Origin of the sequence: Erwinia endophytica (genome assembly GCF_009295515.1) — a bacterium.
Taxonomy (GTDB): Bacteria; Pseudomonadota; Gammaproteobacteria; order Enterobacterales; family Enterobacteriaceae; genus Erwinia; species Erwinia endophytica.
In genome coordinates this window covers 46,867-60,741 of sequence record NZ_RQVV01000037.1, presented here as the reverse complement: position 1 = coordinate 60,741, position 13,875 = coordinate 46,867, and the positions used below count along the sequence as shown (strand labels likewise).

11 protein-coding genes are annotated in these 13,875 nt (G+C 50.4%); 8 read left to right on the top strand and 3 right to left on the bottom strand.

Annotated features, from left to right (window positions below):
• Positions 1-2: 2 nt before the first annotated feature.
• From cyoA to EH228_RS12015, 3 genes are all read right to left on the bottom strand, one after another.
• Positions 3-929, bottom strand: coding sequence for a cytochrome o ubiquinol oxidase subunit II (gene cyoA, locus EH228_RS12025; protein WP_152321894.1), 927 nt, complete (start codon positions 927-929; stop codon positions 3-5).
• 523 nt (positions 930-1,452) lie between these two features.
• Positions 1,453-2,931, bottom strand: a complete 1,479-nt coding sequence (gene ampG, locus EH228_RS12020) for a muropeptide MFS transporter AmpG (protein ID WP_152321893.1) — start codon at positions 2,929-2,931, stop codon at positions 1,453-1,455.
• A gap of 51 nt (positions 2,932-2,982) precedes the next feature.
• Positions 2,983-3,561, bottom strand: coding sequence for a lipoprotein (locus EH228_RS12015; RefSeq protein WP_152321892.1), 579 nt, complete (start codon positions 3,559-3,561; stop codon positions 2,983-2,985).
• A 294-nt stretch (positions 3,562-3,855) separates the two neighbouring features.
• Here EH228_RS12015 and bolA point away from each other — a divergent pair, with 294 nt between their 5' ends.
• The 8 genes from bolA (at position 3,856) to EH228_RS11975 (ending at position 13,870) form a co-directional block, all read left to right on the top strand.
• Positions 3,856-4,170, top strand: a complete 315-nt coding sequence (bolA, locus tag EH228_RS12010; protein WP_152321891.1) for a transcriptional regulator BolA — start codon at positions 3,856-3,858, stop codon at positions 4,168-4,170.
• 286 nt (positions 4,171-4,456) lie between these two features.
• A complete protein-coding gene (gene tig / locus EH228_RS12005) occupies positions 4,457-5,761 on the top strand; it encodes a trigger factor (protein ID WP_152321890.1) in 1,305 nt (434 codons plus the stop codon).
• 449 nt (positions 5,762-6,210) lie between these two features.
• A complete protein-coding gene (gene clpP / locus EH228_RS12000; protein ID WP_152321889.1) occupies positions 6,211-6,834 on the top strand; it encodes an ATP-dependent Clp endopeptidase proteolytic subunit ClpP in 624 nt (207 codons plus the stop codon).
• 120 nt (positions 6,835-6,954) lie between these two features.
• Positions 6,955-8,229 (top strand): ATP-dependent protease ATP-binding subunit ClpX, encoded by a 1,275-nt coding sequence (gene clpX / locus EH228_RS11995; RefSeq protein WP_152321888.1) that lies wholly within the window; start codon positions 6,955-6,957, stop codon positions 8,227-8,229.
• 191 nt (positions 8,230-8,420) lie between these two features.
• Positions 8,421-10,775, top strand: coding sequence for an endopeptidase La (gene lon / locus EH228_RS11990; RefSeq protein ID WP_152321887.1), 2,355 nt, complete (start codon positions 8,421-8,423; stop codon positions 10,773-10,775).
• 221 nt (positions 10,776-10,996) lie between these two features.
• The gene (gene hupB, locus EH228_RS11985) at positions 10,997-11,269 is read left to right on the top strand and encodes a nucleoid-associated protein HU-beta (protein ID WP_152321886.1); all 273 of its coding nucleotides are present in this window, start codon (positions 10,997-10,999) and stop codon (positions 11,267-11,269) included.
• A 206-nt stretch (positions 11,270-11,475) separates the two neighbouring features.
• Positions 11,476-13,347 carry a peptidylprolyl isomerase gene (gene ppiD, locus EH228_RS11980; RefSeq protein ID WP_152321885.1) on the top strand — a complete coding sequence of 624 codons (1,872 nt, stop codon included), beginning with the start codon at positions 11,476-11,478 and terminating at the stop codon, positions 13,345-13,347.
• Between the two features lie 139 nt (positions 13,348-13,486).
• Positions 13,487-13,870 (top strand): helix-hairpin-helix domain-containing protein, encoded by a 384-nt coding sequence (locus EH228_RS11975; protein WP_240116283.1) that lies wholly within the window; start codon positions 13,487-13,489, stop codon positions 13,868-13,870.
• The last annotated feature ends 5 nt before the right edge of the window (positions 13,871-13,875 follow it).

Genomic DNA, 13,875 nt, shown 5'->3' with positions numbered 1-13,875 from the left:
TATTATTCCTCGGCTCCCGCGTGTGAGGCTTCGCTCATGTTCATGCCTTCGTGTCCAGACATGTCCATTTTCCCGTGGTTCATCTTGAACTTACCAATAACTTGTTGGAACAGTTCAGGATTCACTGCAGAGAAGAACTCAACCGGATGGTTTTCGCTTGGCGCAGCCAGTTTTTCGAAGTCATCCATCGTCATCAGCGTATTGGATGATTCTTTCGCTTTTGCGACCCACTGATCAAATGTTGCTGTATCAGGAGTAGCAATCGCTTTGAACTTCATACCGGAGAAGCCGCGACCACTGAAGTTGGAAGAGATACCGTCAAACGTGCCAGGTTCATTCGCAATCAGATGCAGTTGGGTTTGCATGCCCGCCATAGCGTAAATCTGGCTACCGAGGGTAGGAATGAAGAAGGAGTTCATAACGGAGTTTGAGGTGATTTTGAACGCGACTGGCGTGTTAGCCGGGAACGCTATCTGGTTCACGGTAGCAATACCTTGTTCCGGATAGATAAACAGCCATTTCCAGTCCAGTGCCACCACCTCAATCTCTATCGGCTTCACATCGGAGGCTAACGGTTTGCTTGGTTCCAGCGCGTGGGTTGATTTCCACGTCAAGATACCAAGGAAGAGAATAATCAAGATGGGAACAGTCCAGACTATGGCTTCCACTTTATTAGAGTGTGACCAGTTTGGACTGTATTTGGCATTGGTATTGGATGCCCGATATTTCCAGGCAAACACTAAAGCCATTAAGACTGCCGGAATAACGACGATCAGCATCAAGCCGAAGGCTGTCAGTATCAACGAACGTTGCTCCAGTGCAATCTGTCCTTTGGGATTTAACAATGCACTATCACAGCCACTTAACAATAACGTGCCTGCAATTAATGACAAAATCCCCATACCTTTATTGTATTTCCTGAGTCTCATTTAACGACCTCAATGACAAGGGCTCTATTGTCGTTTAAGTGTGGCGGCATTTTACGGGAACGTTTCATTACTGTAAACCAGCAACAGCTTGTGTCAGCACCCCATTGACACCTTTTGCAAATGTTGTCAGAGATGTTGCGGAGGGTGACTAAATATGAATACGGACAATAACTTGCCGGCAATATAACGAAAGGCGATGAAAAAAACATTTCAAAAAATAGACTGCTATAAACAGTAAATTAATTACTCAATCATTTAACATCCCAGCATCATTTATGGAATAAGGATCATGTGATAATAATAACGTACCGGTTTTTAATATTTTTTAGTGAGAGAGTGTAAAGAATAGAGTCCAGTGAAAAATAATGGAGAATGGAGAAATGTTAATCTGCACGAATTGTTAAAAAAGGAGAATGTTTCAGGCGAGAATGCGTGCTTTCTAATCACTAAAAAGAACTAATTTGTTAAAATATTGTGTGAAAAAAAAGGCCCAAAAGACACTGGGCAAGATTTTTTTGACGATTTAGTGCGGCATTTTACGTAGTGCGAGATAATCCAACAGGCTGCCGCAGATGATGCCAATCACGGCTAAAATCATCCCGCTTTGAATCAGAAATCTAATGATTCCCCCGGTATCCAGCAGCAGACCCGTTCCCCTTAACGCCAGCAATATTAGCCCTGTCGCCACTAATACCGCACCCGTTTTCAGTGATCTCAATGCCCAGCGGTAGCCAGAGGTAAAATGACAACGTACGGTAAAATCTTCGCCGTTTTGTGCCCGATCCAGCGTCGTTTTACATCCCGCCAGTAATATTAACCCAGGTAATGCCGCTATCACCGAAAAGGCGTAGAACGTTGGCCATCCCCAGGTTTCAACAAACCAACCCGCTACCGGTCCGACATAGACCCGCCCAACGGCGGAAAGCGCCGACAGCAGCGCAAACTGGGTTGCCGAGAAGGATTTATTACACAGTGTCATCAGCAGTGCGACAAATGCCGCTGTGCCCATGCCACCGCAGAGGTTTTCAACAAAGACCGCCGCGGCCATGCTGTAAAGGTGTTTGTCGGTGACCGCCAGTCCCCAATACGCCAGGTTGGATAGTGCCTGCAGAATACCAAATATCATCAGCGCGCGGAAAAGGCTCAGGCGTTGCATCAGTATGCCACCATACAAAGCGCCAATAATCGTCGCCGCGAGGCCAAGCGTTTTATTAATCAGCCCGACATCGCCTGCGTCAAAGCCGACGCCGCGGATCAGGAAGATGGTGGTCAGGCTGAGTGCAAAAGCATCCCCCAGCTTATAAAGAACGATAAGCGAAAGGAGCAACCAGGCATTGTTGCGGTTAAAAAAGTCACGTAACGGAGCAATCACAGCCTCTTCCAGGGTCCTGGGCTGGACGATGGCATCCTGCGACTCGCTCGCCATGAGTGTGGCGATAATTCCCGGGATCATCATCGCGGCCATCACCCACCAGATAGCGTGCCAGCCGACATAACGATCTGCCAGCCATAACGCTAATCCACCAGAGACCAGCATAGCAAGGCGGTATCCCAGTACGCTGATTGCCGCACCGCTGCCGCGTTCAGTTGCTGGCAGAACGTCCGTTTTCCAGGCATCAAACACAATATCCTGTGAAGCGGAGCAAAAGGCGACCAGTACAGCCAGTGCCGCCAGCAGTGTCAGGTTACGTGAAGGATCCATCAACCCCATCAGCGCGATGCCGATGACCAGCAGGGTCTGCGTTAACAGCATCCAGCCGCGACGGCGACCTAAAAACGGCGGTGTGTAGCGATCCATCAGCGGTGACCAGAGGAATTTAAACACATAGGCCTGTCCCACCAACGAGAAGAAACCAATGGTTTTGATATCAACGTTTTCCACCGCCATCCAGGCTTGCAGTGTTCCGGACGTCAGCGCGAGAGGCAACCCGGAGGCAAATCCGAGGATCAGAAGTAAGGCGGCATTACGTTGGGTAAAGATCTGCAGATAGTGACTGGGCATACGAACCTTAAAACACAGCCCGCCGACGATGAGGCGGCGGGCAAAGCCAAGTTAACGGGCGTTTTGCTTGATGAACTCGTGAATGCTGGTGTCCTGAGCCATATCGGAGATCACGTCGCTGAGCGTGGAGTTAACGGCGGTGGCGATTTTATCGTTGGTGGCGGAAAACGCCCCTTCAATGCTGTAAGTCTGGCGATAGTTTTTCACTTGTTTATTGCCATTTTTAGCGGTGGCGATGATCGAGATATCCGCTTTAGTGGTAATGCTGTAACGCACGTTACCCTGGGTGACATCAGCATAAAGATGGTTGAGCACGACCTGCAAATCAACCGCGCCATTGGTCCCAATCATATAACCACGGGCGCTCATCTGTTTCTCCAGTACTTCCTGCAGCAGGAAACGCAAATCGCGGGAAGGGACCAGCGTAACCAGTTGGCCATCACGGTTAACCTTGGCCAGCGCCTGATCACTTCGCTGATCGGCGCCGTTAATACTGATGGTGATGCCCATCAGGCTGGGATCCTGCTGCGGCAACTGAATTTTTGGTGCAATGGTGAGTGTGTTGTTGTTGCTTGCACAGCCAGCCAGAATAAACACGGCCAGCAGAGGGAAAATTAATTTTTTTAGCATGCTTATTTTCTCGGTGACAAAATATTTATACCCAACTCATTCACGTGGGAGGAAGGCGGTCCGTGAACAAATCTCCGACGCTGATTCAGCTAAGTGACCACGAGGCGATCATGCGGCCAACACATCTGCGGCTTGAAGTATGAAGGAGTTAGCGCAGATATCACTGCGGTCATCATATAGTGAGCGTTTAACAAGAGGAAGCCCTGGGAAGGCGTAAATTCATCGCCTTGCGTTTTTAAACTCGTTAATATTGAAAAGATGGGGCGCAGCCCGCTGTCATAGAGGAATGAAAGCATGATCCGCGAAAAGATCGAAGCAAAGTTAAGAGCGGCGTTTGCTCCCGTTCATCTTGAAGTTCATGACGAAAGTTACCGTCATCATGTTCCCGCCGGTGCGGAAAGCCACTTTAAGGTGGTTATTGTCAGCGACCATTTTCTTAACCAGCGTTTTTTGATGCGGCATCGCGCTATTTATAGTGAGCTGGCTGATGAACTGGCGGGGAGCGTCCATGCGCTGGCCTTGCATACTTATACCGGGGAAGAGTGGGCAGGGCTGCAAAATACGGTTCCTGCCTCGCCTGATTGCCGGGGGGCCGGTACGCTGGCGTGAAATGGGATCGTGGCGTCAGGGGGGTATCCTGAAACTTGCGCTGTTTAGGTCACAAAAGACAAAAGAAACCGGGTTAACAAAAGGAGAGCGGCGCCAGCCTCGACTCGCTCTGAGGTTGTCGCTATAATGCTGCGTCTATTTTTCCGGAATGTCTTCGGGACGCTTCTGGTACAGGGAACGCGGTTCTGATATCAGATGCCGTCCCGGTTCTTAGTCTCTACCTTGTTTCTTGCGGAGCGGGGAGGGTCTGAAGTTGACCGAGCACGTGATTTTTTGAGGTAATAAGATGCAAGCTTCAGTAGAAACAACTCAGGGTCTGGGCCGTCGCGTTACGATTACCGTTGCTAAAGATGTAATCGAAAACGCGGTGAAAAGCGAGTTGGTCAGCGTAGCAAAAAAAGTGCGTATTGACGGTTTCCGCAAAGGGAAAGTGCCAATGAATATCGTAGCGCAGCGCTACGGTGCCTCTGTTCGTCAGGATGTTCTGGGCGATCTGATGCAGCGCAACTTTGTTGACGCCATCATTAAAGAGAAAATTAATCCGGCTGGCGCGCCTAACTATGTGCCAGGCGAATACAAAACCGGTGAAGATTTTACTTACGCCGTTGAATTTGAAGTGTACCCGGAAGTTGAGCTGAAAGGTCTGGACGCTATCGAGGTTGAAAAACCGATTGTCTCCGTGACTGACGCAGATGTTGACACCATGCTGGATACCCTGCGTAAGCAACAGGCCACCTGGAAAGCGTCCGATCGTGCCGCAGAAGCGGAAGATCGTGTCACCATCGACTTCAGTGGTTCAGTAGACGGCGAAGAATTCGAGGGTGGCAAAGCTGCTGACTTCGTTCTGGCTATGGGGCAGGGGCGAATGATCCCAGGCTTTGAAGATGGCATTGTGGGCCACAAAGCGGGTGAAACCTTTACCATCGACGTAAACTTCCCGGAAGATTACCACGCTGAAAACCTGAAAGGTAAAGCGGCGAAATTCGATATCGTGTTGAAGAAAGTCGAAGAGCGCGAATTGCCGGAATTCACTGAAGAATTCATCAAGCTTTTTGGCGTGGAAGATGGTTCTGTCGCGGGTTTACGTAGCGAAGTGCGTAAAAACATGGAGCGAGAACTGAAAGGTGCGGTGCGTAACCGGGTGAAGAACCAGGTTATCGAGGGGCTGGTCAGTGCTAACGATATCGAGGTGCCAACGGCACTGATTGATAGCGAAATCGATGTGCTGAAGCGCCAGGCGGCCCAGCGTTTTGGTGGCAATGAAAAGCAAGCGCTGGAACTGCCTCGTGAGTTGTTCGAAGAGCAGGCTAAACGTCGCGTAGTGGTTGGTCTGCTGTTGGGTGAAGTTATCCGCACTCACGAACTGAAAGCTGACGAAAATCGCGTTAAAGTTCTGATCGAAGAAATGGCATCAGCTTACGAAGATCCATCCGAAGTTATTGAGTTCTACAGCAAAAACAATGAGCTGATGAACAATATGCGTAACGTCGCTCTGGAAGAACAAGCAGTGGAAGCCATCCTGGAAAAAGCTAAAGTGACCGAAAAGGCCACGGGCTTCCAGGAACTGATGAACCAGACGCAAGCGGCCTGATGCGCTGATCCCGAAGAGTTTAAGATAATGATAAGCCCGCAGTCAGATGATTGCGGGTTTTTTGCATTTATACTTGTGATACTGCGAGTTGCAGGTATGTTGAGCGTAGTCTTTTACCCGGTGACTGTGTTTATCTATGTTTCAGGGGGGATATCCTGCGCACAGTGTGCACTAACCGTGATTATTCGCTTATTAAATCGGCAAATTGTCGACTAAGCTGTTTTTCCTGGTTAGTAGTTGAGAAAAACGTTGTTATGATTGAATCAGTGGGGCAGCATCCCCAAATGGGAATATATACGTAAAATATTCAGGCTTGCAGAAGGACGGTAAGTGAAGGGATTTCGCTGGGCTTGCGTGAGTCAGTGATTCGGGATGACTGAATATCGCCAACGTACTTGCAGTGTGAATATGGCGGGTATAGCAAAATGAAATTTATCCAGGAGACGGTGATGTCATACAGTGGCGAACGTGAACAAACAGTACCTCATATGGCGTTGGTGCCAATGGTGGTTGAGCAGACTTCTCGCGGAGAGCGCTCTTACGACATTTTTTCCCGCCTGCTCAAAGAGCGTATCATCTTCCTGACCGGTCAGGTCGAAGATCATATGGCAAACTTGATCGTCGCCCAAATGCTGTTTCTGGAAGCCGAGAACCCGGAAAAAGATATCCACCTTTACATCAACTCCCCAGGTGGAGTGATAACGGCGGGCATGTCTATTTATGACACGATGAAGTTTATCAAGCCTGATGTCAGTACCATCTGTATGGGGCAGGCTTGTTCCATGGGGGCGTTCCTGTTGGGCGCAGGTGAAAAAGGTAAACGTTATTGCTTGCCGAACTCGCGGGTGATGATTCACCAGCCTCTTGGGGGCTATCAGGGACAGGCGACGGATATTGAAATCCACGCGCGTGAAATCTTGAAGATTAAGCAACGCATGAATGAGCTCATGGCGGAACATACTGGCAAAGCTCTGGCTGAAGTTGAACGTGACACTGAACGTGACCGTTTCCTCTCTGCCAGCGAAGCTGTAGAGTATGGCCTGGTAGATTCCATTCTGACGCATCGTACTTAAGCCCCACGACACTGGCGTCGTCTATAGTTAGTATCAGGCGTGGGCGACGAATGAGGGTGCCGTCAGACGGCATCATCGCCGCAATCAAGTGCGGACGAAGATAATAGAAGAGGTTAACTGATGACAGATAAGCGCAAAGACGGTTCAGGAAAGCTGCTGTACTGCTCTTTTTGCGGCAAAAGCCAGCATGAAGTGCGTAAGCTGATTGCCGGCCCGTCAGTGTATATCTGCGATGAGTGTGTCGACTTATGTAACGACATCATTCGCGAAGAGATTAAAGAAGTCGCGCCGCATCGCGAGCGCAGTGCGTTGCCGACGCCGCATGAAATCCGCCAGCACCTCGACGATTATGTTATCGGCCAGGAAAGAGCGAAAAAAGTGCTGGCAGTGGCGGTTTATAACCACTACAAACGATTACGCAACGGCGATACCAGCAACGGTATCGAGCTGGGTAAAAGTAACATTCTGTTGATTGGGCCGACAGGTAGTGGCAAAACACTGCTGGCTGAGACCCTGGCTCGTCTGTTGGACGTGCCGTTTACTATGGCTGATGCCACTACGTTGACCGAAGCGGGTTACGTGGGGGAGGATGTTGAAAACATCATTCAGAAGCTGTTGCAGAAATGTGATTATGACGTGCAGAAAGCGCAGCGTGGGATTGTTTATATCGATGAAATCGATAAAATTTCTCGCAAATCTGATAACCCCTCCATCACCCGTGACGTCTCTGGCGAGGGTGTACAGCAGGCACTGCTGAAGCTCATTGAAGGAACGGTAGCGGCGGTTCCGCCACAGGGTGGGCGTAAGCATCCGCAGCAGGAGTTCCTGCAAGTTGATACGTCCAGGATCCTGTTTATCTGTGGTGGTGCATTTGCAGGCCTGGATAAAGTGATCTCGCAGCGTGTGGATACGGGATCCGGTATCGGCTTTGGCGCCACCGTGAAAGGTGAATCGCAGAAAGCGACGGAAGGTCAGTTGCTGGAGCAAGTAGAGCCGGAAGATTTGATTAAATTTGGTTTGATCCCTGAGTTTATCGGCCGTCTGCCTGTGGTGGCGACGTTGAACGAACTGAGTGAAGAAGCGTTGATTCAGATCCTGCGAGAGCCGAAAAATGCGCTGACCAAGCAATATCAGGCATTGTTCAATCTGGAAGGCGTGGAGCTGGAATTCCGTGATGAAGCCCTGACGGCGATAGCGAAAAAGGCGATGTCACGTAAAACCGGGGCGCGTGGTCTCCGTTCTATTGTGGAAGGCGCGTTGCTAAATACGATGTATGACCTCCCGTCAATGGACGATGTGGAAAAAGTGGTGATCGATGATTCGGTGATCAATGAACAGACCGAACCCATGTTGATCTATGGAAAACACGAAGCGCAACAAGCCTCTGGTGAATAAATAACCACATCTTTCCAGTCAGTTATCTTGAAAAGGGGAAAAAATTTTCCCCTTTTGTTTTTCTCTCGCACATAACGTTGAATGTCTTGCATTCATCCCCATATACTCTGCTACTTGTGGGGAAAACTGCACTTTAGTTGTCTGTTGTGGTTCCCATCACCCTGGCGGAAATTAAACTAAGAGAGAGCTCTATGAATCCTGAGCGTTCTGAACGCATTGAAATCCCTGTGTTGCCGTTGCGTGACGTAGTGGTTTATCCGCACATGGTAATTCCGTTGTTTGTAGGCCGTGAAAAATCGATTCGCTGCCTTGAAGCCGCCATGGATCATGACAAAAAGATCATGCTGGTCGCTCAGAAAGAGGCTTCAACGGATGAACCTGGCATTAACGATCTCTTCTCTGTAGGGACGGTGGCTTCTATCCTGCAGATGTTGAAGCTGCCTGACGGTACGGTAAAAGTGCTGGTGGAAGGGCTGCAGCGTGCTCATATCACTACGCTGGCTGATAACGGCGATCATTTTACCGCCCAGGCAGAGTACCTGTCCTCTCCGGAAATTGACGAGCGTGAGCAAGAAGTGCTGGTGCGCACGGCAATCAATCAGTTTGAAGGGTATATCAAGCTGAATAAAAAGATCCCTCCTGAGGTGTTGACTTCGCTGAACAGCATTGAGGATGCTGCGCGCCTGGCGGATACCGTGGCCGCCCATATGCCGTTAAAACTGGCGGATAAGCAATCGGTGCTGGAAATGTCCGACGTTAACGAACGTCTGGAATATCTGATGGCGATGATGGAATCGGAAATTGACCTGTTGCAGGTTGAGAAGCGTATCCGTAATCGTGTCAAAAAGCAGATGGAAAAAAGCCAGCGCGAGTATTATCTGAACGAGCAGATGAAGGCGATTCAAAAAGAGTTAGGCGAGATGGATGATGCGCCTGACGAAAATGAAGTGCTGAAACGCAAAATCGATGCGGCGAAAATGCCGAAAGAGGCGCGTGAAAAAACGGAAGCCGAGCTGCAGAAGTTAAAGATGATGTCGCCGATGTCAGCGGAAGCGACGGTGGTTCGCGGTTACATCGACTGGATGGTGCAGGTGCCGTGGAACGCGCGCAGCAAAGTAAAAAAAGATCTGGTCAAGGCGCAGGAAACGCTGGATACCGATCACTTTGGACTGGAACGGGTCAAAGAGCGTATCCTGGAGTATTTAGCCGTACAGAGCCGCGTCAGTAAAATCAAAGGTCCGATCCTGTGCCTGGTGGGACCTCCAGGGGTGGGTAAAACGTCTCTGGGACAGTCCATCGCTAAAGCGACGGGGCGCAAGTATGTGCGTATGGCGCTGGGCGGCGTGCGTGATGAAGCGGAAATCCGTGGTCACCGCCGTACTTATATTGGCTCCATGCCGGGCAAATTGATCCAGAAAATGGCGAAAGTTGGGGTGAAAAACCCGCTGTTCCTGCTGGATGAGATCGATAAGATGTCTTCGGATATGCGCGGAGATCCGGCTTCTGCCTTGCTGGAAGTCCTCGATCCAGAACAAAACATCGCCTTTAATGATCATTATCTGGAAGTGGATTACGATCTCTCTGATGTGATGTTCGTGGCGACGTCCAACTCGATGAACATTCCGGCTCCGTTGCTGGATCGTATGGAAGTGATCCGCCTGTCGGGTTACACCGAGGATGAGAAACTCAATATTGCCAAACAGCACCTGCTGCCCAAGCAGATTGAGCGTAACGCCTTGAAGCCAGGCGAGCTGGCCGTGGATGACAGCGCGATTGTGGGGATCATTCGTTACTACACCCGCGAAGCCGGTGTGCGTAGCCTTGAGCGTGAACTGTCGAAGTTGTGCCGTAAAGCAGTGAAAACACTGTTGATGGATAAATCCATCAAACACATTGAGATCAACGCCGATAACCTGAAAGATTATTTGGGCGTGCAGCGTTATGATTACGGCCGTGCCGACAGTGAGAACCGCGTAGGCCAGGTGACGGGATTGGCGTGGACCGAAGTGGGCGGTGATCTGTTGACCATCGAAACCGCCTGTGTGCCAGGTAAAGGCAAACTGACCTACACCGGTTCATTGGGTGAAGTGATGCAGGAATCGATTCAGGCTGCGCTGACCGTGGTACGTGCCCGTGCGGATAAGCTGGGGATTAACGGCGATTTCTACGAAAAACGTGATATCCATGTGCATGTTCCGGAAGGTGCAACACCGAAGGATGGTCCAAGCGCGGGGATCGCGATGTGTACCGCCCTGGTTTCCTGCCTTACGGGTAACCCGGTACGGGCTGATGTGGCCATGACCGGAGAAATCACACTGCGTGGTCAGGTTTTGCCGATTGGCGGTTTGAAAGAAAAACTGTTGGCGGCACATCGCGGCGGTATCAAAACCGTGCTGATACCGGACGAAAACAAACGAGATCTGGAAGAAATTCCGGATAATGTGATTGCCGATCTGGACATTCATCCGGTTAAGCGCATTGAAGAGGTATTGACGCTGGCGCTGCAAAATTCGCCTTACGGTATGCAGGTTGCCACCGCGAAATAGTGATTTAAGACAAAAAGACGCCAAAACCAGAGCTGGCAGGCAAATTCGGACTTGCCAGCTTTTTGGGGGGCCGCTAATTTAGAGGTCTGTTAAGTCAGTGAAGGCCAGACCTTGTGGCGCCTTGTGACGGCTCAGCAGATAAAATTCTATATAACTGATGCGTGTTCGTGACTGGGGGTAATTCTGGTCGCGAGGTGAATAATAAAATAGGGGATGATTGAGTGAATAAGTCACAGCTGATCGACAAAATCGCTGCAAATGCTGATATTTCTAAAGCAGCAGCCGGACGTGTGTTGGATGCTTTCATGGGGGCTGTTTCTGATGCTCTGAAAGCGGGCGATGAAGTTGCGCTGGTGGGGTTTGGTACCTTCTCTGTTCGTGAACGTTCTGAGCGTACCGGTCGTAACCCACAAACAGGCAAAGAAATTACTATTCCTGCGGGTAAAGTACCGGGTTTCCGTGCCGGTAAAGCGCTGAAAGATGCCGTTAATTAAGGCTTTCTGAGCAATTTCTTTGGTGCAGTGAGGATTGTCCCTGCGTTCTCATGTACCATACGAGGCACATCAAGGTACGGATGTGCCTTTTTTTATTATGTTTCAATGACCAATGGCCTGATACGCAGCGGCGTGGCGCGTTCCTGGGAACGAGGGACGAAAGCGCAAGGTTTTACATTCACACTACAGCGGAGTGTTGTCACACCATGATGGACAATTTACGCGCGGCGTCGAACCATGTCGTGCTCAAAATTATACTGGGTTTGATAATCCTGTCTTTTGTTTTGACCGGGGTGGGCAACTACCTGATTGGTGGCAATGGGGATTACGCCGCCAAGGTTAACGGACAGGAAATCAGTCGTGCGCAGTTAGAGAGAGCTTTCTCCAACGAGCGTTCCCGCCAGCAGCAACAGCTGGGTGATCAGTTCTCCGAACTGGCGAGTAATCCGGGTTATATGCAACAGATCCGTCAGCAGGCATTGTCCCAGTTGATCGATGAACGTTTACTGGATCAGTACGCGAAAAATTTGGGGTTGGCTATCAGCGACGCTCAAATTAAGCAGGCGATCTTCAGTCAGCCCGCTTTCCAGACTAACGGTAAGTTCGATAATACCCGGTATCTTGGCCTGCTCAGCAGTATGGGGTTCTCCGCCGACCAGTATGCTGAAGCGTTACGTAAGCAGTTGACCACCCAGCAATTGATCGCCGCGGTTACCGGTACTGATTTTATGCTGCCAGGGGAAACTGACGCGCTGGTCGCGCTGGTTTCACAGGAACGTCTGGTTCGTGAAGCGACGATCAATGTGGCGGCCCTGAGCGCGAAACAGACGGTCAGTGATGAAGACGTGAAGAATTATTACGAGCAGAACAAAAACAGTTTTATGTCGCCTGAACAGTTCCGTGTCAGCTACATAAAACTGGATGCGGCTTCTTTGCAGGAAGAGGCGAGTGAGAGTGATATCCAGAGCTGGTACGATCAGCATCTGCAGGATTACACCCAGCCGCAGCGTAGCCGTTTCAGCATTATTCAGACCAAAACTGAGGCTGATGCTCAGTCAGTGCTGGATGCCCTGAAAAAAGGTGCGGATTTCGCTACGCTGGCGAAGCAGAAATCTGTTGACCCTATCTCAGCCCATAACGGCGGTGATATGGGCTGGCTGGAGCCTGACACCACGCCGGATGAACTGAAAAACGCGAACCTGACGCAGAAAGGCCAGTTGTCTGGCGTGATCAAATCTTCTGTCGGTTATATCGTCGCCCGTCTGGATGACGTACAGCCACAGCAAATCAAACCGTTGTCTGCTGTTCATGATCAGATTGCTGCGAAAGTGAAACAGGAAAAAGCGGTTGATGCCTATTATAAACTGCAGCAGAAAGTCAGCGATGCAGCCAGCAATAATAATGAGTCACTGGCAGGCGCAGAGGAGGCAGCTGGTGTCAAAGCGGTAGAAACCGGCTGGTTCAGCCGTGATACGCTACCTGCTGAGTTGAACTTCAAACCGGTTGAGCAGGCCATCTTCAACGGGGGATTAGTCGGGGAGAACGGCGCGCCTGGCAGTAACTCAGACATCATCACCGTTGATGGCGATCGGGCCTTTGTATTGCGTATCAGCGAGCATAAACCGGAAGCGGTGAAACCGTTGAACGAAGTCAGTGCGCAGATCAGCGATACCTTGAAAACGCAAAAGGCGCAGAAAGAAGCGAGAGCGCAGGCAGATAAACTGCTGGCTGAGCTGAAAGCGGGCAAAGGCGACGAAGCGATGAAAGCGGCTAACCTTAGCTTTAGTGCGCAGAAAACGCTGACCCGTAGTGGTCAGGATCTCCTTACCCAGTCCGCTTTTGCGATGCCGTTACCAGAAAAAGGCCAGCCGGGTTATGCGGTCAGTGAAGATGGACAGGGTAATGTCGTGTTACTGGCGCTGGATCAGGTACGCAGAGGGTCAATGCCCGAAGCGCAGAAGAAAGCGATGATTCAGGGTATCACCCAGAATAATGCGCAGATCATGTTCGAAGCACTGCTCAGTAATCTGCGTAAAGAAGGTAAAATCAAATTCGGTGCAGCGGCGCAGGCCCAGTAGGTCTCGCAAATTTTCTGCAACGTTATGCAAAATTAAAGGCCGCTTCTGCGGCCTTTTCCAGTTCTGGTTTCCGGTGTTTGTGGTGGCTGACAGAAGGGCGTAACCTGGCATAGCTGTCAAACACATGGAGGAAAACAGCATGCAAAACAGGATATTACCGGCACTATGCTTCACCTTCCTGGTCGGTGCCGCATTGTTGCCAGCTCATGCGGAAATGGCCGGGGCGGTAACGGAAAAGGCCAGTTCATCAGTAGGGCAGTCTGGCTCGCAGGCTGACTTGCCCGGTTCTTCTCATCGCCCGGTGACTTCTGTTGATGGGCTGACCGACCGGCAGGTCAGTATCAACCAGGCAACAGCGGAGGAACTGGCTGCAGCGCTCAATGGGGTCGGGCTGAAAAAGGCGCAGGCAATCGTCAGTTATCGTGATGAGTATGGTGCCTTCACTCAACTGGAACAATTGAAAGAGGTACCGGGGATGGGGAATGCGCTGGTCGAGCGGAATTTGTCCCGGTTGAAATTGTGATCGCT